The sequence below is a fragment of the Micromonospora sp. C28SCA-DRY-2 genome (genome assembly GCF_030519475.1).
Classification (GTDB): domain Bacteria; phylum Actinomycetota; class Actinomycetes; order Mycobacteriales; family Micromonosporaceae; genus Micromonospora.
This window is the reverse complement of record NZ_JAUMKD010000003.1, coordinates 35,773-58,388: the sequence shown is the minus strand read 5'-3', so window position 1 is coordinate 58,388 and position 22,616 is coordinate 35,773. Positions and strand designations below refer to the sequence as shown.

The 22,616-nt window shown below is 73.6% G+C and carries 21 protein-coding genes; 18 read left to right on the top strand and 3 right to left on the bottom strand.

Annotated features, from left to right (window positions below; genetic code table 11):
- Positions 1–102 precede the first annotated feature (102 nt).
- The 9 genes from Q3W71_RS14015 to Q3W71_RS13975 all read left to right on the top strand — a co-directional run bounded on the left by Q3W71_RS14015 (position 103) and on the right by Q3W71_RS13975 (position 10,725).
- A complete protein-coding gene (locus tag Q3W71_RS14015; RefSeq protein ID WP_302919748.1) occupies positions 103–1,059 on the top strand; it encodes an ABC transporter permease in 957 nt (318 codons plus the stop codon).
- Positions 1,059–3,017, top strand: coding sequence for a dipeptide/oligopeptide/nickel ABC transporter permease/ATP-binding protein (locus Q3W71_RS14010; RefSeq protein WP_302919747.1), 1,959 nt, complete (start codon positions 1,059–1,061; stop codon positions 3,015–3,017). Before Q3W71_RS14015 ends, Q3W71_RS14010 begins: the two co-directional genes overlap by 1 nt.
- Positions 3,014–4,081 carry an ABC transporter ATP-binding protein gene (locus tag Q3W71_RS14005; protein WP_302919746.1) on the top strand — a complete coding sequence of 356 codons (1,068 nt, stop codon included), beginning with the start codon at positions 3,014–3,016 and terminating at the stop codon, positions 4,079–4,081. The genes Q3W71_RS14010 and Q3W71_RS14005 overlap by 4 nt, the downstream gene beginning before the upstream one ends.
- Positions 4,078–5,016 (top strand): dihydrodipicolinate synthase family protein, encoded by a 939-nt coding sequence (locus Q3W71_RS14000; RefSeq protein WP_302919745.1) that lies wholly within the window; start codon positions 4,078–4,080, stop codon positions 5,014–5,016. Before Q3W71_RS14005 ends, Q3W71_RS14000 begins: the two co-directional genes overlap by 4 nt.
- A gap of 2 nt (positions 5,017–5,018) precedes the next feature.
- Positions 5,019–5,957 (top strand): ROK family protein, encoded by a 939-nt coding sequence (locus Q3W71_RS13995; RefSeq protein ID WP_302919744.1) that lies wholly within the window; start codon positions 5,019–5,021, stop codon positions 5,955–5,957.
- A complete protein-coding gene (locus tag Q3W71_RS13990; protein ID WP_302919743.1) occupies positions 5,954–6,634 on the top strand; it encodes an N-acetylmannosamine-6-phosphate 2-epimerase in 681 nt (226 codons plus the stop codon). Before Q3W71_RS13995 ends, Q3W71_RS13990 begins: the two co-directional genes overlap by 4 nt.
- A 62-nt stretch (positions 6,635–6,696) precedes the next feature.
- Positions 6,697–7,707 (top strand): acetylxylan esterase, encoded by a 1,011-nt coding sequence (locus Q3W71_RS13985; RefSeq protein ID WP_302919742.1) that lies wholly within the window; start codon positions 6,697–6,699, stop codon positions 7,705–7,707.
- 433 nt (positions 7,708–8,140) lie between these two features.
- Positions 8,141–9,703 (top strand): family 10 glycosylhydrolase, encoded by a 1,563-nt coding sequence (locus Q3W71_RS13980; RefSeq protein ID WP_302919741.1) that lies wholly within the window; start codon positions 8,141–8,143, stop codon positions 9,701–9,703.
- Positions 9,704–9,765: 62 nt separating this feature from the next.
- On the top strand, positions 9,766–10,725 hold the full coding sequence (locus tag Q3W71_RS13975; protein WP_302919740.1) for a TAXI family TRAP transporter solute-binding subunit: 960 nt from the start codon (positions 9,766–9,768) through the stop codon (positions 10,723–10,725).
- 27 nt (positions 10,726–10,752) lie between these two features.
- Here Q3W71_RS13975 and Q3W71_RS13970 read toward each other — a convergent pair whose 3' ends face one another.
- Both Q3W71_RS13970 and Q3W71_RS13965 read right to left on the bottom strand, forming a co-directional pair.
- A complete protein-coding gene (locus Q3W71_RS13970) occupies positions 10,753–12,213 on the bottom strand; it encodes a HAMP domain-containing sensor histidine kinase (protein WP_302919739.1) in 1,461 nt (486 codons plus the stop codon).
- 6 nt (positions 12,214–12,219) lie between these two features.
- The gene (locus Q3W71_RS13965) at positions 12,220–12,903 is read right to left on the bottom strand and encodes a response regulator transcription factor (RefSeq protein ID WP_302919738.1); all 684 of its coding nucleotides are present in this window, start codon (positions 12,901–12,903) and stop codon (positions 12,220–12,222) included.
- Positions 12,904–13,077: 174 nt separating this feature from the next.
- On the opposite strand from Q3W71_RS13965, the gene Q3W71_RS13960 reads away from it, so the two are divergent.
- The 9 genes from Q3W71_RS13960 (at position 13,078) to Q3W71_RS13920 (ending at position 21,541) form a co-directional block, all read left to right on the top strand.
- Entirely contained in the window at positions 13,078–14,100 is a 1,023-nt protein-coding gene (locus Q3W71_RS13960) for a tripartite tricarboxylate transporter substrate-binding protein (RefSeq protein WP_302919737.1), read from the top strand.
- Between the two features lies 1 nt (position 14,101).
- Positions 14,102–14,563 carry a tripartite tricarboxylate transporter TctB family protein gene (locus Q3W71_RS13955; RefSeq protein ID WP_302919736.1) on the top strand — a complete coding sequence of 154 codons (462 nt, stop codon included), beginning with the start codon at positions 14,102–14,104 and terminating at the stop codon, positions 14,561–14,563.
- A gap of 20 nt (positions 14,564–14,583) precedes the next feature.
- Positions 14,584–16,089 (top strand): tripartite tricarboxylate transporter permease, encoded by a 1,506-nt coding sequence (locus Q3W71_RS13950; RefSeq protein ID WP_302919735.1) that lies wholly within the window; start codon positions 14,584–14,586, stop codon positions 16,087–16,089.
- A gap of 32 nt (positions 16,090–16,121) precedes the next feature.
- Complete coding sequence (locus Q3W71_RS13945; protein WP_302919734.1) at positions 16,122–16,307, top strand: VOC family protein; 186 nt, start codon at positions 16,122–16,124, stop codon at positions 16,305–16,307.
- A gap of 204 nt (positions 16,308–16,511) precedes the next feature.
- Positions 16,512–17,399 carry an ABC transporter substrate-binding protein gene (locus tag Q3W71_RS13940; protein WP_302919733.1) on the top strand — a complete coding sequence of 296 codons (888 nt, stop codon included), beginning with the start codon at positions 16,512–16,514 and terminating at the stop codon, positions 17,397–17,399.
- Between the two features lie 8 nt (positions 17,400–17,407).
- Positions 17,408–18,364, top strand: a complete 957-nt coding sequence (locus Q3W71_RS13935; RefSeq protein ID WP_302919732.1) for an amino acid ABC transporter permease — start codon at positions 17,408–17,410, stop codon at positions 18,362–18,364.
- On the top strand, positions 18,361–19,125 hold the full coding sequence (locus Q3W71_RS13930) for an amino acid ABC transporter ATP-binding protein (RefSeq protein WP_302919731.1): 765 nt from the start codon (positions 18,361–18,363) through the stop codon (positions 19,123–19,125). The genes Q3W71_RS13935 and Q3W71_RS13930 overlap by 4 nt, the downstream gene beginning before the upstream one ends.
- Complete coding sequence (locus Q3W71_RS13925; RefSeq protein WP_302919730.1) at positions 19,125–20,747, top strand: amidohydrolase family protein; 1,623 nt, start codon at positions 19,125–19,127, stop codon at positions 20,745–20,747. Before Q3W71_RS13930 ends, Q3W71_RS13925 begins: the two co-directional genes overlap by 1 nt.
- The gene (locus Q3W71_RS13920; RefSeq protein ID WP_302919729.1) at positions 20,744–21,541 is read left to right on the top strand and encodes a serine hydrolase; all 798 of its coding nucleotides are present in this window, start codon (positions 20,744–20,746) and stop codon (positions 21,539–21,541) included. The genes Q3W71_RS13925 and Q3W71_RS13920 overlap by 4 nt, the downstream gene beginning before the upstream one ends.
- Here the strand turns inward: Q3W71_RS13920 and Q3W71_RS13915 are convergent.
- A complete protein-coding gene (locus Q3W71_RS13915) occupies positions 21,424–22,437 on the bottom strand; it encodes a LysR family transcriptional regulator (RefSeq protein ID WP_302919728.1) in 1,014 nt (337 codons plus the stop codon). The genes Q3W71_RS13920 and Q3W71_RS13915 overlap by 118 nt on opposite strands.
- Positions 22,438–22,616: the final 179 nt, after the last annotated feature.

Below are 22,616 nucleotides of genomic sequence, written 5' to 3'. Positions count from 1 at the left end.
CCTGCGCTCGGGGGCACCGGACCCCCGCCCCACCGCGTCCCGCCCGGCCCACGCGATCGGCCGGGCGGGACGCCCCGGCGCCCCGCCACGAGAGAGAGAACCATGCTGACCGTCCTGAGCCTGGTCGCGCGACGACTGCTGACGCTGATCCCGCTGGTGCTCGGCATCACGCTCTTCGTCTTCCTGATCATGCAGTTCTCGCCGATCGACCCCGCGCTCTCCGTCCTCGGTGACCAGGCGACGCCCGCGCAGATCGAGGCGTTCAAGGCCGCCAACGGCCTGGACGACCCGCTGCCGCTGCGCTACCTGCACTTCCTGGGCGACCTGGCCCGGGGTGACCTGGGCATGACCTTCCCACCGTCGGTGCCGGTGGCCGACAAGATCGCCACCGCTCTGCCGCTGACCATCCAGCTGACCGCGCTCGGTGTGCTCGGCGCGCTGGTCATCGCGCTGGCCCTCGGCATCCTCGCCGCGCTCTACCGGGACCGCTGGCCCGACCAGGTCATCCGGTTCGTCTCCATGGCCGGCATCGCCACGCCGTCGTTCTGGCTGGCCCTGCTGCTCATCCAGGAGCTGGCGGTCCGCCGCCCGATCCTGCCGACCGGTGGGTACGTCAACCCCGCCGACTCGGTCAGCCTCTGGCTGCAGTCGCTCGCCCTGCCCGCCCTCGCGCTCGCCGTGCCGGTCGGCTGCTCGCTCGCCCGGATCGTCCGCACCTCGATGGTGGAGGAACTCGACAGGGACTACGTGCGTACGGCGATCGGCGCCGGCTTGCCGCCCCGGGTGGTGATCGGACGCAACGTGCTGCGCAACGCGCTGGTCAACCCGCTCACCGCGTTGGGCCTGCGGATCGGCTACCTGATCGGCGGCACGGTCGTCATCGAGGCCATCTTCTCGCTGCCCGGCATGGGCACCCAGATCATGAGCGCGGTGCAGCAGAACGACACCGCCCTCGCCCAGGGCACCGTGCTGACGATCGCGCTCGGCTTCGTCCTGGTGAACCTGGTGGTCGACATCCTCTACCTCTTCGCCAACCCTCGACTGCGCGGAGGCCACTGATGCGCCGCACCCTCACCGCCCGGCTCTCCCGCCCCGGCGTCGCCTTCACCCGGCTCGGCGTACCGGCCCGTGTCGCGCTCGGCTTCGTCCTGCTCATCGTCCTGGTGGGCCTCTTCGCGCCGCTGCTGATCCGGCACGACCCCGCTCAGGCCGGCCTCGGCCCCGCGCTGACCGGCCCGAACGGCGACTTCTGGTTCGGCCTGGACAAGCTCGGGCGGGACGTCTTCTCCCGCCTGGTGGCCGGCACCCGGCGGTCGCTGATCGTCGGCGCCGGCGCGGCCGGCCTCGCCCTGCTGGTCGGCGGGATCCTCGGCGCGCTGGCGGGCAGCAGCCGGACCGCCGTCGACGAGGTCATCATGCGCTGCCTCGACGTGGTCATGGCCTTCCCGGCCATCGTGCTCTCCGCCCTGCTGATCATCTCGTTCGGCAAGAACAGCCTGCTGGTCCTCGTGATCGCGATCGGCTTCGTCTTCACCCCGTCGGTCGCCCGCATCGTCCGGGCCAACGTCCTGTCGCAGTACCGCGAGGACTACGTGGCGGCCGAGCGGATCATCGGCGCCCGGCGGCCGCACATCCTCTGGCGGCACGTCCTGCGCAACTGCGCCGCCCCGGTGCTCGTCTTCGTCACCGTGATGGTCGCCGACGCCATCGTCTTCGAGGCGTCGCTCTCCTTCATCGGCGGTGGGCTGGCCCCGCAGGAGGCGGAGTCCTCGTGGGGCTCGGTGATCGCCTTCGGCAAGGAGATGGTGCAGATCGGCGGCTGGTGGGCCACCTTCTTCCCCGGCCTGCTGATCCTGGTGACCGTGCTGGCCCTGAACGTGCTCTCCGAGGGGATCTCCGACGCCTGGGCCGCCCCGGCGGCCCGCCGCGCCACCACCACCTCGGCCGGTGACCCGCTGGAGCAGCCGCGGCCCGGCACCGGCGAGGCGGTGAGCCTGCCCGGTCTCCGGGAGGCGGCGTCGCGGCTGCGGGAACGGGCCCGCCCGCTGCCGCAGGGCCAGCCCGTCCTCGAGGTCAGGAACCTCTCGATCGGCTTCGACGGGCGCCACCGGGGCGTCGACATCGTCGACGGCATCTCCTTCGACGTCCGCCCCGGCGAGGTCGTCGGCCTGGTGGGGGAGTCGGGCTCCGGGAAGTCGCTGACGTCGCTGGCCGTCATGGGGCTGCTGCCGCAGGGCGCCCGGGTAGGCGGGGAGATCCGCTTCCAGGGCACGGACCTGCTGTCGCTGACCGCGAAGCGGCGCCGCGCCCTGATGGGCCGCGAGATCGCCATGGTCTACCAGGACGCCCTCTCCGCGTTGAACCCCGCGCTGCGGGTCGGGACGCAGCTCGCCCAGATGATCCGTCGCGGCGGCACCCGGTCGGCCGAGGAACTGATGCGGCTGGTGGGCCTGGACCCGCGGCGCACCCTCGCGGCGTACCCGCACGAGCTCTCCGGCGGGCAGCGGCAACGCGTGGTGATCGCCATGGCGCTGTCCCGGGACCCGCGCCTGATCATCGCCGACGAGCCGACCACCGCGCTCGACGTCACCGTCCAGGCGCAGGTGATGGAGCTGCTGCTGCGGCTGCGCGAGCAGCTGGGCTTCGCCCTCATCCTGGTCAGCCACGACCTCGCCCTGGTCAGCGACATCTCCGACCGGGTCGTCGTGATGTACGGCGGGCAGATCGTCGAGACCGGCGTCACCGCCGACGTGATCGAGGCGCCCGCGCACCACTATGCCCGCGGGCTCCTCGGGTCCGTGCTCTCCCTGGAGGCCGGCGCGGAACGGCTCACCCAGATCCGCGGCGTGGTGCCGTCGCCGGCCGACTTCCCGCGCGGCTGCCGGTTCGCCGACCGCTGTCCCGCCGCGACCCGGGTCTGCCAGGACACGGCCCCGCACCTGGCGGGCACCGACAGCCACGGGTACGCCTGCCACCACCCGGCCGTCACCGTCAGCGAGAAGGAGCTGGCCCGATGAGCGCGACAGCCGCACCCCGGCCGATCGTCGAGCTGCGCGACACCCACGTGGTGCACCGCACCCGCGGCGGCGGGATGTTCAGCCGCGAGCGGGTGTACGCCCTCACCGCGGCGGACCTGACCGTCCACGCGGGGGAGACCGTCGGCATCGTCGGCGAGTCCGGCTGCGGCAAGTCCACCCTGGCCAAGGTGCTCGTCGGGCTCCAGCGGCCGACCAGCGGCACGGTCACCTTCGCCGGCCGGGACGTGTGGTCGATGAGCGCGGCGGAACGGCGCCAGCACATCGGGGCCGGCGTCGGGATGATCTTCCAGGACCCGGCCACGTCGCTGAACCGCCGGATGGCGGTCCGCGACATCCTGCGCGACCCGCTGGACGTGCACCGCCGGGGCACCCGGGCCCAGCGGGAGGCGCGGGTCGCCGAGCTGATGGGCCTGGTGGGCCTGCCCCGCTCGGTCGCCGACGTCCTGCCGAGCCAGCTCTCCGGCGGGCAACGCCAGCGGGTGTCCATCGCCCGCGCCCTGGCCCTGGAGCCGGGGCTGGTCATCGCCGACGAGCCCACCAGCGCCCTCGACGTCTCGGTACGGGCCCAGATCCTCAACCTGCTGCTGGACCTCAAGGACCGGCTCGGCCTGGCCATGGTCCTGGTCTCCCACGACATCCAGACCGTCAAGCGGATCAGCGACCGCGTCGTCACCATGTACCTCGGCCGGATCGTGGAGCAGACGCCGGCCGCCCTGCTACCCGGCGGGGCCCGGCACCCGTACACCCGGGCCCTGCTGTCGGCCACGCCGGGGCTGCTCTCGCCCATCGACCCCATCCCGCTGGTCGGCCCGGTCCCGTCGGCCACCCGACCGCCCAGCGGATGCCCGTTCCGGACCCGTTGCTGGAAGGCCACCGACCGGTGCGCCACCGAGATGCCGCCGGCGCAGCGCACCGACGCCGACGGCGCCACCGTCCACGAGTTCCGGTGCCACCACCCGGTCCCGGCCGGGACCAGCAACGCCGAGCTGGTCGAACTGGCCAGCGGCCGCACCGCCCCTCTACCTGCCCAGGAGACAGCGTGACCAGCCCAGCCCCGCGGTTCGCCGGAGTCGTGCCGCCGACCGTGACCCCCCTGACCGAGGAGGGCGAGGTCGACGTCAGCTCCCTGGAGCGGCTCGTCGAGCGGCTGCTCGACGCCGGCGTCGACGGCATCTTCGCCCTCGGCAGCTCCGGCGAGACCGTCTTCCTCACCGACCCGCAGCGGGACCGGGCGCTCGAGGTCATCGTGAAGACCGTCGGCGGTGCGGTACCCGTCATCGCCGGCTGCATCGAGCCGACCACCCGCCGGGTCCTCGACCGGGCCGAGGTGGCGACCCGGCTGGGCGCCGACGGGCTGGTCGCGACCGCCCCCTTCTACGCCATCGTCGGCCCGCACGAGATCGAGCGGCACTTCCGGTCGCTCGCCGCCGGGGTGGAGCTTCCCCTGCTCGCGTACGACATCCCGGTCTGCGTGCACACCAAGCTCTCCACCGGCCTGCTGACCCGGCTGGCGGCGGAGGGGATCCTCGCCGGCGTCAAGGACTCCAGCGGCGACGACGTCGCCTTCCGCCAACTGGCGCTGTCCATCGCCGACCACGCACCCGGCACCGGCTTCAGCCTGCTCACCGGGCACGAGGTGGTGGTCGACGCGATGATGCTGGCCGGGGCCGCCGGCTCGGTGCCCGGACTGGGCAACGTGGACCCGGCCGGCTACGTACGGCTGCACCGGGCCTGCACCGGCGGCGACTGGGCGGCCGCCCGCCGGGAGCAGGACCGGCTGACCCGGCTGTTCCGCATCGTCGAGGCGGCCGACCCGGCCACCTCGGCGGGCGCGACCCGGGGGGTCGGCGCGTTCAAGACCGCGCTGAACCTGCTCGGTGTCATCGCCAGCAACGCGGTGTCCCTGCCGCTGCGCCCGCTCGACGCCGCGGAGACCGCCCGGGTGCGGACCCAGCTGGAACTGGCGGGGCTGCTCTGACCATGCCCGAGGCAACCGATCCCGCCGGAGCGGTCGCGGCGCTCGACATCGGCGGCACCAAGACGACGGCCGCGCTCGTGACCGGGCGCGGTGAACTCCTCGACCGGGCCACCGCCACGACCCCGGGTCGGGCCGGTGCCGCCGCCGTGCTCGACACCGCCGCCGGCCTCGTCGAGCAACTGCGGGGGAGAGCGGCGGGGACACCCGTCCGCGCCCTCGGCGTCGGCAGCGCCGGGGTGATCGACCACCGCAGCGGCCGGGTCCGCTCGGCCACCGACGTGCTGACCGGCTGGGCCGGCACCGACCTGCGCGGCACGCTGCGCCGGCGGCTCGGACTGCCCGTCACGGTCATCAACGACGTGCACGCCCACGCCCTCGGCGAGGCCCGGCACGGCATCGCGGCCGGGCGTGAGACGGTGCTCTACCTCGCCGTCGGCACCGGCGTCGGCGCCTCGTTCGTCGTCGGCGGCACCGTGCTCGCCGGCGCCCACTCCGCGGCCGGCCACGCCGGCCACCAGCCCTCCCCGTACGCCGGATCGCTGCGCTGCACCTGCGGCGGGCAGGGACACCTGGAGGCGATCGCCGCCGGGCCCGGCCTGGCCGCCGAGTACGCCCGGCGCACCGGCCGGCCGGTCGCCGACCTGCGGTCGGTGGCCGCGCGCGCCGAGGCCGGCGACGAGGCGGCCCGCGAGGTCGTCGCGCTGGGCGGGACCGCTGTCGGCTCGGCGCTCGGCGGGCTGGTCAACCTGCTCGACCCCGACGCCGTCGTGGTCGGCGGCGGCGTCACCGGCCTCGGCGCGCCCTGGTGGCAGGCACTGCGGGAGGCGGTACGGCGGGAGACGTTGCCCAGCCTGGCCGACGTGCCCGTGCTGGCCTCGGCCCTCGGCGCGGACGCCCCGCTGCTCGGCGCCGCCTCACTGGCCCGGGAGGCCCTGGCGTGAACCCGCTGATCGCACAGCTCCGCCACCGCCTGGTCGTGTCGTGCCAGGCGTATCCCGGTGAGCCGATGCGCGACCCGGACACCATGCGCCGGGTCGCGCTCGCCGTCGCCCGGGGCGGCGCCGCCGGCATCCGCGCCCAGGGGCTGGCGGACATCGCGGCCATCCGGGACGCGGTCGACCTCCCCCTGATCGGGCTCTGGAAGGACGGGGACGACGACGTCTTCATCACACCCACGCTCGACCACGCGCTGGCCGTCGCCCGGGCCGGCGCGCACATCGTCGCGCTCGACGGCACGTCCCGGCCCCGGCCCGACGGTCGGTCCCTCGACGAGACCGTCGCCGCCGTCAAGGAGCGGACCGGCGCCCTGGTGATGGCCGACTGCTCCACGCTGGAGGAAGGGATCGCCGCCGCCGGGGCGGGCGCCGACCTGGTCGGCACCACGCTGGCCGGCTACACGCCGTACACCAGCAAGCAGCCCGGCCCCGATTTGGACCTGGTCGCGCGGCTCGCCACCGCGATCGACGTGCCGGTGGTCGCCGAGGGCCGGATCCACCACCCGGAGCAGGCGGCGCAGGCGCTGCGGGCCGGCGCGTGGGCGGTGGTGGTGGGCACCGCCATCACCCACCCGACCACCATCACCGGCTGGTTCGCCTCGGCCGTGGCCGGGGCCCGGTAGCGGACCGGCCCGCCAGCCCACCACGACGACAACCGACGATCCCGCTGACCGGAGGCCACACGGTGCCCTTGACCGACCTCACCCTCGCCGACTGCTGGGCGTACCGGCCCGAGCTGGACGTGCCCGCGGACCTGGACGCCTTCTGGGCGCGGACGCTGGACGCCGGCGAACCCGGACCGGCGGCCTACCGGCCCGTCGACACCGGACTCACCCAGGTCCGCACCTTCGACGTCACCGTGCCCGGATACGGCGGCGAACCCGTGCGGGGCTGGCTGCATCTGCCCGCGCACGCCGACCGGCCGCTGCCGGGCGTGGTCGAGTACCTCGGCTACGGCCGGGGCCGTGGCCTGCCGCACGAGAAGCTGTTCTGGGCCGCGGCGGGCTACGCACACCTGATCATGGACAGCCGCGGTCAGGGCTGGAGCGCCGCGGCCGGCGGCACCGCCGACCCGCACCCGTGTCCGGCGGGCACCGTGCCCGGCTTCCTCACCCGCGGCGTCACCGACCCGGACACCTTCTACTACCGCCGGCTGATCACCGACGCGGTGCGGTTCGCCCGCGCCGCGCGCGAGCATCCCGCCGTCGACCCCGGCCGGGTCGCCGTCACCGGCGTCAGCCAGGGCGGTGGCCTCGCGCTGGCGGTGGCCGCGCTGGACCCGGGCGTGGCGGCGGCCATGCCGGACGTGCCCTTCCTCTGCGACATCCGGCGGGGCGTGCGGGTCGCCAGCCGCGGCCCGTACGGCGAGATCACCGAATACCTGAGGCTGCACCGGGACAGCGCCGACCAGGTGTTCCGCACGCTGTCCTACGTCGACGCCGCCGTGCTCGCACCCCGCGCGGGCGCGCCCGCGCTCTTCTCCGTCGCGATGCTGGACCAGGTCTGCCCGCCCTCGACCTGCTTCGCCGCCTACCACCGCTACGGCGGCGAGAAGGAGCTGCGGGTGTACGAGTTCAACGACCACGAGGGGGGCGAGGCCGACCACCAGCGCGCCCAACTCGCCTGGCTCAGCACGGTGTTCGGCCGGGAGCCCGTGGGCCGCCGGCTCGTCGGGGCGCAGCGCCGGCAACCCTGACCCGGGCGGGCCAAGGCGTTCGCGGCCCCGAGGGGATAGATCATGGTGTGTGGCGATGTTCTACCGTATCGGGGGCGACGCGGCCAACCTGGCGCTGTCCCGGCGGCGGGCCGCCGCGGTCCGGCAGGAGATCCTGCGGGTGCTGGCCGGCACGATCGAGACCGCGGGCTACGGCGAGGCCCGGCCGGTGGCGCCGAACACGGTCGACGCAGGGACAACCCGGGCGGCCGGGCCAGGAACCGGCGGGTGGAGATCCGGTTCGACCGGTGACGGCGGGCCGGCGCTCGTCGACCGGACCGGTCGGCGCGACAACGGACGCGGCCAGCGCCGGCACGTCCGAGTCCTTGCCCTGGCGCGGGTCGTAGCTTACCTTCACATTTACTGCAATCTTTTGCAGATATCCTTCAGCGCACTCCCTCACGTGGAGGGTCCAGTGACAAGACGAGCACTAGCCGTCCTGACCGCCATCGTCCTGACGCTCAGCATGGCCACCGCCGCGAAGGCGGACCCGGAGGCGGAACCCACCCAACAGTGGCGCAGCTACTGGGTCGACGCGTTCAACGAGGGTGTCTACACCCCCGCGCAGGTCACCAAGCTCGTGCAGGACGCCAAGAAGATCAACGCCAACGCCCTGATCGTCCAGATCGCCCGGCGCTACGACTGCTTCTGCAACCGGGCGCTCTACCCGCGCACCGACGCGGCGATCGCTCCGCTGCCCTACGACCCGCTCGACGAGATGATCGCGCAGGGGCACGCGGCGGGCATGGAGGTGCACGCCTGGGTCAACGTCAACACGATGTGGAACTCGGCCACCCCGCACTCCTCGCCCGAGCACGTCTTCAACAAGCACGGCCGGTCCGCCACCGGCGCCGACCGCTGGCTGAACAAGCGCTACGACGGCCAGGAACTCATGGGCGCCAACGCCTACATGGACCCGGCCAACCCGGCCGCGGTCAACTACATCGTCGCGGCGATCCAGAGCATCGTGCGGGAGTACGACGTCGACGGCATCAACCTCGACTACGTGCGCTACCCCGACTTCAACTCCACCACCACGCACAGCGACTGGGGCTACAGCGAGACCTCGCTGGCCCGCTTCCGCGCCGCCACCGGCCGCACCGACACGCCGCTGCCCTCGGACCAGCAGTTCTCGGACTGGCGGCGCGCCCAGATGACCAACCTGGTCCGCAAGATCTACCTCGGCATGTGGGAGGTGGATCCGCGGGCGCGCCTGTCGATGGACGGCATCACCTACAGCTACGGGCCGCAGACCATGGGCGGCTGGGAGAAGACCCGGCCGTACGCCGAGGTGCTGCAGGACTGGAAGGGCTGGATGGCCGAGGGGATCATGGACACGGTCGTGGCCATGAACTACAAGCGCAACTGGATGCCCGACCAGAAGCAGATGTACGACGAGTGGACCGAGGTGCTCGCCGACTGGCAGGGCGACCGGCAGGCGGTGATCGGCCCGGCCCTGTACCTCAACGACATCCCGGACAGCGTCGAGCAGGTACGCACGGCGCTCGCCCCGACGGCGGCGGGCAACACCGCCGCCGGCTGGAGCGGCTACTCGTACGCCAACCCCACCCGCGCCGGGGTCAACCAGCCGCTGGCCGTCCGGAACGCCGAGCGGGACCGGCTGGCCGAGGCGTTGACGACGGGGCCGGACGCCCCGTTCGCCGACAAGCCGGCGGTGCCGGTGATGCCGTGGAAGGCGACCCCCGACGAGGGGCACGTCTCCGGCCGCGTCGCGCTGCGCACCGGCGCGCCGCTGGACCAGGCCACCGTCACCCTCCGGCCGCTGACCACCGGCGGTGCGCCGATCACCCGGCCCACCGACGGTGACGGCTGGTTCGGCTTCGTGCACCTGCGTCCCGGCACCTACCTGGTGCAGGTCGACCTGCCCCACGGCGTCGTCGGCCAACCGGTAGCGGTCGCCCAGGTCCGCGCCGGGGCGATCTCCAAGGTGGACCTGACCCGTCTCATCCAGCTGTAGCCGATTAGGTCCCGCCCATCCGCCAGATATCGGATGGGCGGGACCCTCCGTATCATCTGCGCATGGCGCTGACGTCGCCGGTACGGTGCAGCCGGCGGGCGGTGCTCCTGGCCGCCGGCGGGCTGCTCGTCGGCTGCTCCCGACAGCCCGACCTCGAGCCGGTCCACCTGCGGCTGGCCACCGGACCGGCGGGGGCGGTGTACCGGCGCATCGGCGGCGCGATCGCCGAACACATCTCCCAGCAGGTACCGGGCGCCACGGTGACGACCGTGCCGAGCGGGGCGTCCACCGACAACATCCGGATGCTCCGGGCCGGCACCGTGCACCTCGGGCTGACCAGCCTGGACGCGCTGATCACCACCGACGGCAGCGCCCCCGAGGGGCTCTCGGCGATCTGCCGGCTCTACGACAGTCACCTGCACCTCGTGGTCCTGGCCGCCTCCGCGATCGACGAGTTCGGGGACGTCGCGGGCCGGCGGATATCCCTCGGCGCCCGCGACTCCGGCACCGAGTTCACCTCGCTGCGGGTGCTCGACCTCGGCCGGGTGCGGGCCGACGGCCGGTACCTCAGCCAGGCCGAGTCGGCGGCGGCCCTGCGCGCCGGCCAGATCGACGCGATGTTCTCCCTGACCGGCGTCCCGACGCCCGCCATCACGGAGCTGGCGCAGCGGCACCCGATCCGGCTGATCCCGCTGGACGCGCAGGCCGGCGCGCTCTTCACCGCCTACCCGGGCCCGTACGCGCCGGCCCGGATCCCCGCGACGGCCTACGCCGGCGTGCCGGCCACCCGCACCGTCGCGGTGCCGAACGTGCTCCTCGCGCGCAACGACCTGCCCGCCGACCTGGTCTACGCCATCACCGACACGATCTTCACGCACACCCGCACGATCACCTCCGCCGGCCGCGACGACGCCGAGGCCGTTCCCGAGGCGTGGCAGATCAACGTGCGTACCGGGATCTCCACCGCGTCGGTCCCGCTGCACCCCGGCGCGGCCGCCTGGTTCCGCGACCGCAAGCGCTGACCCGGAGACCGGCCGGCGGGGGAGTCCTCAGGCCGGCGCCGGCGCGTCGGCCGAGGGCGCCATCCGAGCGACGACCGGCAGCGCGACCACCGCGGCGAACCCGTGCCCGGACCCGTCCGGCCGCGGCAGGCCGTCCTCCAGGCGCAGCTCGCCCCCGGCCGCCCCGACCAGGTCGGCGCAGATCGCCAGCCCCAGGCCGGTCCCGGAGACGTTCTGGTGCCGCGGCGACCGCCAGAACCGCCGCAGCGCCTGGGCCCGCTCGGCGGCGTCGATCCCCTGACCGTCGTCACGGACGGCGATGGCGACCACGCCCGCGGCGTCGTCGCCGGCGTCCGCACCGGGGACGACCCGGGCGCTCACCGCCACCAGCCGCGAGCCCGACAGCCGTAACGCGTTGCTGATCAGCTCGTCCAGGACGCTGCCCAGCCCGCCCGGCGGCTCCAGCAACCGCAACCCCGGTGGGACGTCGACCACCAGGGTCTGCCCCGCCGTCGCGGTCAACGCCCGCCACCGCTCCACCCGGGTCGCCAGCACCGCGTCGAGGTCGACCGGCGACGCCGTCCGCATGCTCTCCATCCGGGCGCTGGCCTGCAGTGAGTTCAACATCCGCTGCATCGCCTTCAGCTCGTCGACGGCGACGTCGAACAGCTGGTGCCCGTCGCCGTCGGGACGCAGGTGCGGTCGCAGGCTCTCCACCGCGAGCCGGAGGCTGGTCAGCGGATTGCGTAACTGGTGCGACGCGTCGGACACGAACGCCCGCTGCCGCTGCACGGCGTTCTCGACCGCGTCCATCATGGTGTTGAACGACCCAGCCAGCCGCCGTAGCTCGACCGGGCCGGCCTCGGCGTCGGCCCGGATGGTGAAGTCGCCCCGCGAGATCCGGGAGCTGGCCGCGTCCAGTTCCCGCACCGGCCGCAGCACCCACGCCGACACCGGCCAGGCAACGGCCACCAGCGCGATCAACGGCAGCAGGCCGAGCGCGGCGAGCCGGGCCCAGCGCACGAGGATGTGCCGGCGCGTCTCGGACAGGTCGGAGATCGTCACGACGGCGCCGACGACCTCGCTGTCCCGGCCCACCGGCTCCGCCACCACGAGGGCGGAGTCGTCCCACGGCGCCCACTCCCCGGACGGTTCGGACCTCGCCCCGGCCAGCGCCGCGGTCACGATCCGGGGCAACGCCGGCTCGGCCCGCGCCGCCTCCCGGTACGCGCCGGCCGGCCCCAGCAGTACGGTGCCCGAGGTGTCGATCAGCGCGGCCGGGATGCCGTAGAGCTGGTGGTAGCGCGTCAACTCCTGGTGGAGCGCCTCGGTGCGTCCGGTCGACAGCGCGGTCTCGGCCAGCGACGCGAACCGGCCGACGTCGCCCAGCCGGTCGACGTAGGTCTCCTGCATCTCCCGCTCGGCCACGGTGACGCTGAGCGGTACCCCCAGCGCCGCGACGAGGAGCACGGCCAGCGGCAGCAGGACGACGAGCAGGCGACGGTGCACGGCACGTCAGCCGATCAGCTCCGGCTGGTCGGCCAGGAGCCGGTAGCCGACCCCGTGGACCGTGCGGATGACCACGGCCGGCCCGACCTTGTGCCGCAGCGCCGCGATGTGGGTGTCCAGGGTGCGGCTGGAGGACTCCCAGGTCGCGCCCCAGATCTGGTCGAGGATGACGTCGCGGCTCACCACGTTCGGCGCCCGCCGGGCCAGCAGCAGGAGCAGCTCGAACTCCTTGCGGGTCAGCGTCACGGGCGTGCCGTCGACGGTGACCTCGCGAGTGCCGACGCCGATCCGCATCGGGCCGAGGACGAGCGGCTCGGCCGGGTGGCTCAGGGCCCGCGCCGCCCGGGTGCGCCGCAGGACGGCGTCGATCCGGGCCAGCAGCTCCGGAATGCCGAACGGCTTCACGATGTAGTCGTCGGCGCCGGCGCGCAGGCCACGGACCCGCTCGTGCTCCTCCGACCGTGCCGTCACGGCGATGACCGCGGTCTCCGGGCGGTCCCGCAGCTTGCGGATCACGTCGAGGCCGTCGCCGTCGGGCAGGCCCAGGTCGACGAGGACCACATCGGACGGCGCGGCCCGCACGGCCTCCGCGGCGGTGGCGATGCGGTGGACCTCGAAGCCCGCCTGGGCCAGGACGGTCACCAGACCCCGCGCCACGCGGTCGTCATCCTCGATGACGGTGATCCGCATATCGGCGAATTGTACGCCCGGATCATGCTCCGGATAGCCCTCGATTTCTTGGGATTCCTCTGACGTCCCGCGCATTCCTTGGGATTTCTCTGACACCATCCGCGTCCCCGCCCGCCGAGACTGAGGCCGCGCATCCGTCGACGGGTGTGCGTGCGCTGACGAGGAGGCCCCGAGATGACAACGACCAGGCACCGGGCCGCGGCGCGGATGATCGCCGCGATCGGCGCCCTCTCGTTCCTGGCCGCCTGCTCCGGCAACGGTGGCGGCGGTGGCAGCGGAGGCGACGCCGGGAACTACCCGGAGCAGAACATCACGTTCGTCGTGCCGTTCAGCGCCGGCGGCCCCACGGACACCGTGACCCGCATGATCGCCGAGCCGATGGCCGCGAAACTGGGCGCCAAGATAGTCGTGCAGAACGTGGAGGGCGCGGGCGGCACGGTCGGCGCCGGCGAGGTCGCCCGGGCCGAGCCCGACGGCTACACCGTGCTCATGCACCACATCGGCATGTCCACGGCGCCCGCCCTCTACAAGAACCTGGGGTACCAGCCGCTCGAGGACTTCGAGATGGTCGGGCTGGTCACCGAGGTGCCGATGACGATCGTCGCCCGCAAGGACTTCCCGCCCGCGACGCTGCCGGATCTGGTGAACCACGTGAAGGCCAACGCCGGCAAGGTCACCCTGGCCAACGCCGGTGTCGGCGCCGCGTCGCACCTGTGCGGCCTGCTGTTCCAGCACGCCGTCGGTGTCAAGCTCCAGGAGGTCCCGTACAAGGGGACCGGGCCCGCGCTGACCGACCTCGTCGGCGGCCAGGTCGACTTCATGTGCGACCAGACGACCAACACCAGCGGCCAGATCACCGCGGGCGAGATCAAGGCGTACGCGGTCACCACCCCGGAGCGGGTGAAGAGCCTGCCCGACCTGCCCACCACGGCCGAGGCGGGGCTGTCCCAGCTCCAGGTCAGCGTCTGGCACGGCCTCTACGTCCCGGCCGACACCCCGCAGCAGGTCGTCGACAAGCTCTCCGAGGCGTTGAAGGTGGCGCTGGCCGACCCGGCGGTGGTCGACCAGATGGCCAAGCTGGGCACCGCGCCCGTCGCGGCGGCGGACGCGACCCCGCAGGCGCACCGGACGCACCTGGAGGAGCAACTCGGCACCTGGGCGAAGATCATCGCCGACGCCGGGGTCGAGGCCTCCTGAGGTGGAACGCCGACGGTCCTTTCCGGACGTCCTCGCCGGAGGAATCTTCGTCCTGATCGGTGGCGCGTTCGTGGTGGGGTCGCTCAACTACGAGTTGGGCACCCCACTGCGGATGGGCCCCGGCTACTTCCCGCTGCTGGTCGGCGTGATCCTGGCCGCCCTGGGCCTGCTGATCGTCGGCAAGGGTCTCGTCGCCGGCGAGGTGCTCTCGTTCGGGGCGGTGCCGTGGCGGGCGGTCGGCGTCATCGTGGTCGCCGTCGTGTTCTTCGGCTACAGCGTCCGGCGCCTCGGATTCGTGCCGACGTCGGCGGTGACCGCCCTGCTCATCACCCTGGCCAGCCGGCAGGTGCGGTGGCTCACGGCGCTGGCCGTGGCCGCCGGGCTGACCGTGGCCAGCACGCTCATCTTCGTCGTCGGACTCCAGTTGCGGATCCCGCTGTGGGGCCCGTGGCTGTCGTTCTGACGTGCCACCCGGATTGAGGCATGGACCTTCTCGACAACCTCGCACTGGGCTTCTCGACCGCCTTCCTGGTCCAGAACGTCCTCTACTGCTTCGTGGGCGTGCTGCTCGGGACGGCGGTCGGCGTGCTGCCCGGCATCGGGCCGACGGCGACGGTGGCGATGCTGCTGCCGATCACTTTCAACTTCGAGCCGGTGACGGCGCTGATCATGCTGGCCGGCATCTACTACGGCGCCCAGTACGGCGGCTCGACGACGGCCATCCTGATCAACCTGCCCGGTGAGTCGTCGGCCGCGGTCACCGCGCTGGACGGCCACGAGATGGCCCGGCAGGGCCGGGCCGGCCCGGCGCTGGCCGCCGCCGCGATCGGCTCCTTCGTCGCGGGCACCCTGGCCACCGTCGCGCTGGCGGTCGCGGCCCCACCGCTGGCCCGCGTCGCGTTGCAGTTCGGGCCGGCCGACTACTTCTCGCTGGTGCTGTTCGGCCTGATCGTGTCGATCGCGCTGGCGCGCGGCTCCACGCTCAAGGCGTTGGCGATGATCGCGCTCGGCGTGCTGCTCGGGATGGTCGGCCAGGACATCTACACCGGCCTGCCCCGGTTCGTGTTCGACCAGCGCGAACTCTACGGCGGCATCGACTTCGTGTCGGTCGCCGTGGGCATGTTCGGGGTGGCCGAGATCCTGCGCAACCTGGAGGACGAGCAGACCCGCACGGCGGTGGTGAGCCGGGTGAAGAACCTCTGGCCGACCCGCGAGGACCGGCGGCGGATCGTCGGCCCGATCCTGCGGGGCACCGGTCTGGGCTCGGCGCTCGGCGTGCTGCCCGGCGGTGGCCACGTGCTGGCCTCGTTCACCTCGTACGCGGTCGAGAAGCGGGTGTCGAAGCGGCAGCAGGAGTTCGGGCGCGGGGCGATCGAGGGCGTCGCCGGCCCGGAGTCGGCGAACAACGCCGCCGCCCAGACGTCGTTCATCCCGCTGCTCACCCTGGGCCTGCCCGCCCACCCGGTGATGGCGCTGATGGTCGGCGCGTTCATCGTCCACGGCATCACCCCCGGCCCGAACGTCATCAGCGACGAGCCGGCGCTGTTCTGGGGCCTGATCGCCTCGATGTGGATCGGCAACGTGCTGCTGGTGCTGTTGAACCTGCCGCTGATCGGCGTCTGGGTGCGGATGCTGCGCATCCCGTACCAGGTGCTCTTTCCGATGATCATTCTGTTCGCCGCGATCGGCACCTACTCGCTGAGCTTCAACGCGTACGACGTCTACGCGATCGTGTTCTTCGGGATCCTGGGCTACGTCCTGATCAAGTGCGGCTGCGAGCCGGCTCCGCTGCTGCTCGGCTTCGTCCTCGGCCCGCTGCTCGAGGAGAACCTGCGGCGGGCGCTGATCATCTCCCGTGGCGACGCGTCGGTCTTCCTGACCCGGCCGATCTCCGCGGTGTTCCTGGCCCTGGCCGTGGCGGCCCTCGTCGTGGCCGTCCTGCCGGCGATCCGCCGGCGCCGCGAGGTGGTGTTCGCCGAGGACGAGTAGCGGCACCCACCCGCACCGGCCGGACGACAGGTGTGCCGGCACCGCGAACCCGGGCGGTCGACGAGTTGTGGGGTTCGCGGGGTGGGGAGTTCCCGACCGAGCCGAAGGACCACGGCGCCGAGATCCGCCGCTACCTGCGCGACCCGGACGGCTACCTGATCGAACTCGGTCAGGGCGCCGGGATCCTCGCCGAGATGGGCCGGCCCGCCACCCGCTGACGACCGGGTGTGTATCCGCACCCGACCGCCGCCCTTCGGGCGGCGCCTTCGCCGGGCTGAGCCCGACGCGCGGTGCTGGCCACCAGTCCGGCCTGGCGCGCGAGCATCGAGCAGATCGATGCTCACCCTGCACAGCATTCAGGCTGTTCATGCTGGCTGATCCCGGATAGGGTCCCCGCCAGTCGCTCAGCCAGGAGGTTCACCGTGCTCAGGAAGCGTGCGCTCCACGTCGTCATCGGTCTGGTCACCCTCTCGATCGCGGCAACCGGCTGCGGCCGGTCGACGAGCGGGCAGACCCCGCAGCCCGGCGCCGCCGCCTCGGTCGCCGCCGACGCCAAGGCGGCCGACCTGGTGCCCGCCGCGCTCAAGGAGAAGGGTGTGCTCCGGGTCGCCACCGCCGAGGGCTACCCGCCGATGGAGATGTACAAGGAGGGCACCCAGGAGCTGATCGGCGTCGACCCGGACCTGGCCGCGGCGATCGCCGGGCGGCTCGGGCTGAAGCTGGAGATGACCAACGCCAGCTTCCCCGGCCTCATCCCCGGCCTGCAGGCCGACCGGTGGGACCTGGCGATGTCCTCCATGAGCGACACCGAGGAGCGGCGCAAGGCCGTCGACTTCGTGGACTACTTCCAGGCCGGCGGCGCGATCATGGTGGCCAAGGGCAACCCCGCCGGCGTCAAGGACCTCGCCGACCTCTGTGGCCGGGCCGTCGTCCTGGCCAAGGGCAGCTCCAACCTCGCCATCGGTGAGGGGCAGAACGCCAAGTGCGCGAAGAAGATGACGATCTCGCAGAGCGAGGACGCCCCGACCGGCCTGCTGCAGATCGACGCCGGCCGCGCCGTCGCCACCATCGTCGACTACCCGGTGGCCAAGATGCTGGCCCAGGAGAGCGGCAAGTACGACGTGCTGGAGGCGCAGTACGAGGCCGGCCCGTGGGGGATCGCGATCGACAAGAAGGACAGCCAGCTGCGCGACGCGGTGCAGCGGGCGCTCCAGGAGCTGATCGACAGCGGCGAGTACACCAGGATCCTGGAGAAGTGGGGCGTGACCGGCAGCGCCGTCCAGGCGGCCACCGTCAACGACCAGAAGTGAGCGCGCCGGTGGACCGTACGGTCGACAAGCGGGACGCGGCCGCGGGCCCGGCGCCCGACGGACCCGACCTGGCGCAGCCGAACCGGATCAGCCACCCGCTCCGACCGGGGCGGTGGCTGGCCGCCGGCGTCACCGCCCTGGTCCTGGTCTGGCTCGGCTGGACCATCGCCGTCAACCCGAACCTGCACTGGGACATCGTCGTCGACTACCAGTTCGACCGGGTCATCCTGGAAGGGCTCTGGGTCACCATCCAGCTGACTGTCGCGTCGATGCTGATCGGCGTGGTGCTCGGCGTGGCGGTGGCGCTGATGCAGACCTCCAGCAGCCGGATCCTGCGCACCGGCGCGATGGCCTACGTCTGGTTCTTCCGCGGCACCCCGCTGCTGGTGCAGCTGATCTTCTGGTTCAACATCGCGCTGATCTTCCCGGAGATCGGCCTCGGCGTGCCGTTCGGCGGCCCGAAGCTGGTGACCTGGGAGACGAACACGCTGGTCACCGGCTTCGTCGCGGCGCTGCTCGGGCTCAGCATCAACGAGGGCGCCTACATGAGCGAGATCGTCCGGGCCGGACTGCGGGCCGTCGATCCCGGCCAGCAGGAGGCCGCCGCCGCCCTGGGCATGTCCCGCTCGAAGATCATGCGACGGGTGGTGCTGCCGCAGGCGATGCGGATCATCGTCCCGCCCACCGGCAACCAGTTCATCTCCATGCTCAAGACCACCTCGCTGGTCTCGGTGATCGCCGGCGCCGACCTGCTCACCGTCGCACAGCGGCTCTACCTGACCAACTTCGAGGTGATCGCCCTGCTCATCGTCGCGTCCATCTGGTACCTGGTCCTCACCACCGTCGCCAGCGTCGGCCAGCACCACCTGGAGCGCCGGTTCAGCCGCGGCTTCGGCGGCACCGTCCCGGGCACCCTGCGCGGCCGGATCGGCCGCAACCTGCGCTTCACCGGGAGCGCGCGATGACCGCGCCGATGGTGCGCTGCCAGCGGCTGCGCAAGAGCTTCGGCCGGATCGAGGTGCTGCGCGGCATCGACCTGGTCATCGAGCGAGGCCAGGTGGTCTGCGTGGTCGGCCCCTCCGGCTCCGGCAAGTCCACCCTGCTGCGCTGCCTCAACCACCTGGAGGAGCCCCAGGCGGGCCGGGTCTACGTCGACGGCGAACTGATCGGCTACGACGAGCGCGACGGGCGGCTGCGACCGTTGCCGGACGCCCGGCTGCGCCGGCAGCGCGAGTCGATCGGGATGGTGTTCCAACGGTTCCACCTCTTCCCGCACCGCACCGCCCTGGAGAACGTGATGGAGGGGCTGGTCGCCGTGAAGGGGGTCGGGACGGCCGAGGCCCGCAAGCGGGCCGGTGACCTGCTCGACCGGGTCGGGCTCGCCGACCGGGCCCACCACTACCCGGCGCAGCTCTCCGGCGGGCAACAGCAGCGGGTGGCCATCGCGCGGTCCCTGGCGATGTCCCCCAAGCTGATGCTCTTCGACGAGCCGACCTCGGCGCTCGACCCCGAACTGGTCGGCGAGGTGCTGGAGGTGATGAAGGACCTCGCGGCCAGCGGCATGACGATGGTGGTGGTGACCCACGAGATGGGGTTCGCCCGCGAGGTCGGCGACCACCTCGTCTTCATGGACGACGGCCTGATCATCGAGCAGGGCCCGCCGCGGGAGGTGCTCGCCGCGCCCCGGCACGAGCGGACCCGCGCCTTCCTCTCCAAGGTCCTCTGATGGCCCGGCTGGACCTGCTGGTCACCGGCGGGACGGTGGTCGACGGCAGCGGCGCGCCCGCCCGTACCGCCGACGTGGGCGTGCGCGACGGCCGGCTGCTGCTGCTCCCCGCCGGCAGCGGCGGCGCCGCCGCCGAGGTGGTGGACGCGGGCGGCCTGGTCGTCACCCCGGGCTTCATCGACGTGCACACCCACTCCGACCTGCTCGCCGGCGACGACGAGCGGCGGGCGGCGCTGCGGCTGGCGCCGCTGCGCCAGGGCGTCACCACCGAGATCTGCGGCAACTGCGGGATCAGCCCCTTCCCGGTCCCGGCGCAACGCGCGGAGACGGTGCGGGAACTGGTCGCCGCGACGTTCGGCCCGCCCGCCGCCACCTACCCGTCCTTCGCGCGGTTCGCCGCCGCGCAGGGCGCGGGCCGACGCAACCACCTCGCCGCCCTGGTCGGCCACGGCACGCTGCGCGCCGCCGTGGTCGGCTTCGCGCAACGGCGCGCCACCCCCGACGAGGTCCGGCGGATGGGCGACCTGCTCGACGAGGCGCTGGCCGCCGGCGCCGCCGGGCTGTCCACCGGCCTGATCTACTCGCCCGGGGTGAACGCGGGCACCGACGAGGTGATCGCGCTCGCCCGGGTGGCCGCGGCGCACGGGAAGCCGTACGTGACCCACCTGCGCGACGAGATGTCGCAGGTGGAGTCGGCGCTGGAGGAGGCGATCGAGATCGCCACCGCCGCCGGCGCGGCATTGCAGGTCTCGCACCACAAGACGGCCGGACGGCACTCCTGGGGCGCCACCGTGCGCACCCTGGCCCGGCTCGAGCGGGCCCGGGCCGACGGCCTGGACGTCCGGTGCGACGTGTACCCGTACACCGCCGGCAGCACCGCCCTGCACGCCATGCTCCCGCCCTGGGTCATCGCCGACGGCGTGCCGGCGATGCTGGCCGCGCTCGCCGACCCGGCCGTCCGCGACCGGATCCGGGTGGACCTGGCCACCGGCCTGCCGGGCTGGGAGAACACCGTCGGCAACGGCGGCTGGGACCTGATCCGGGTCGCCTCCGCCCCGCTCAGCCCCGCCGTCGAGGGGCACACCGTCGCCGACGTCGCCGCCGCCCGCGGCGTCGACCCGGTCGACTACGTCTGCGACCTGCTCGCCGCCGAGGCGGGCAACGTCACCATCATCAGCCACTCGATGCGGGAGGACGACGTGCGGCGGGTGCTCGCCAGCCCACTGTCGATGGTCTGCTCCGACGGCGTACCCAAGCCCGGTCGGCCGCATCCCCGCTGGGCGGGCAGCTTCGCCCGGGTGCTCGGCCACTACGTCCGCGAGGTGGGGCTGCTGGACCTGACCGAGGCGGTGCACAAGATGACCGGAATGCCCGCCCGCCGCTTCGGCCTGCGCGGGCGCGGCCTGCTCGCCGACGGGTACGCGGCGGACCTGGTGATCCTCGACCCGGCGGTGGCCGCCGACGGGGCGACCTACGACGACCCGCTGGCTCCGCCACGCGGGATCCACCGGGTGCTGGTCGACGGGCGGGTCGTCGTGGACGGCGACCGGGTCACCGGCGCCCGGCCGGGGCGGGTGCTCGCCGTACCGGACCGCGAGCCCGCCCTGCGGGGGCGGCCGTGACCGGCGGTGACCCGGCGGTCCCGGTGCGGATCGGGGCGATGGTGCGGCGGCTGGACGACGGGCGGGTCCTGTCGCACGACCCGGGCCTGGTCCTCCCGCTGGCCAGCGTCGGCAAGGTGCTGCTGCTCGGCGAGGTCGCCCGCCGCCTCGCCGCCGGGACCCTCGCGCCCGACCAGCGGGTCGAGCTGCTCGACGAGGACCGGGCACTCGGCGGAACCGGCCTGCTCGGCCTGCTCTCGCCGCGCCGGTGGACCGTCGCCGACCTCACCACCGCGGTCGCCGCGGTCAGCGACAACGCCGCCACCAACGCGCTGCTCCGGCTGGTGACGCTGGCGGCCGTCCAGCACCTGGCCCGCGCCAGCGGCCTGCGCGCCACCACCGTGCACGACCGGATCCGGGCCACCCGCGGCCCTGGCGTGCCGCCGACCTTCGCCACCGGCACCGCCCACGACCTCTGCGCCCTCCTCGCCGACGTGGCGGCCGGGACGTGGCAGAGCCCGCGGGCGTCGGACCTGCTGCGCGGGTGGCTCGCCGGCAACACCGACCGCTCGCTCGTCGCCGACAGCATCCGGCACGACCCCTGGTCGACCGGCGGGGTCCGGGTGGCGAACAAGACCGGCACCGACACCGGCGTACGCGCCGACGCGGGCATCGTCGTCGGCCCGCACACCGTCGTCTACGCCGTGGTCGCGGCCTTCCCGCCGGGCGCGGAGCGGGTCGCGGTGGCGGAGCTGCGCCGGTGGGGTACGGCGGTCGACCGGCTCGCCGGCGGCCACCGCTCGGCCAACTCCTGACTGAGCCCCGTCGCGGCGTCGGTCAACCGGTCGACGAAGCTGCCGACCACCGGGTTCGGGTTGCCGGGACGCAGCGCCACCCCGATCTCGCGGTGCAGGCTGGCGTGGGTGAGCGGCCGGACCGCCACCCCGCCGGGGTTGCGCAGGCCCAGCGACGGCACCAGCGCGACGCCGACGCCGGCCCGGACCAGGCCCAGCACCACCTCGTAGTGGTCGCTACGGCAGCGGATCCGGGGCTGGAACCCCTCGGCCCGCGCCGCCAGCTCCAGCACCGACACCTCGCCCTGCACGCCGAGGGTGGTGATCCACGGCTCGTCGGCCAGGTCGGTGAGGCGCAGCCGCCGCCGCCCGGCGAGCGGGTGGTGTGCCGGCAGCACCACCAGTTGCGGGTCCACCAGCAGCGGCGAGACGGTCGCGAAGGACGCCTCCCGGATCGGGCTCAGCGGGTGGTTGAACACCACCACGAGGTCCAGTTCGCCCTGGCTGAGGCGGGGCAGCAGCTCCGGCGGCTGCCCCAGGATGAGGGCCAGCTCGACCTGGGGATGCGCGGCGGTGAAGCTGGACAGGGCGCGCGGCAGCAGCTCGGTGCCGGCGGTGGCGAAGAAGCCGATCCGCAGCACGCCGCGCCGGCCCTCCCCGTGCGCGGACAGCTCGTCGCGGGCGGCCGACATCAGGTCGGCGATCTGCTGGGCGTAGTCGGCCAGGCGCTGGCCCGCCACGGTGAGCCGCAGGCTGCGCGGTCCCCGGTCCACCAGCGCCACGCCGGCCTCCTGCTCCAGGGTGGCGAGCTGGTGGGAGACCGCGGACGGGCTGAGCCGGAGCTGCTCGGCGGCGGCGACGATCGTGCCGTGCCGGGCGATCTCCAGCACGACCTGCAGGCGTGCCGTGTTGAACATGCGTGGACCGCCTTCCCTGCTCCCGCCGCCGGAGCACCCTCGCGGTCGCCCGGCGGGCCGCACCGGGATCGGAGGCCGGGTCGTCGGCCGGCGGCCCACCGAGGATACGCACGACCGCCGGAGCTTGAACCCGCTGGCCGCCGGGCCGGCCCGGGGGCGACCGGCCGCCGCGCCGGCCC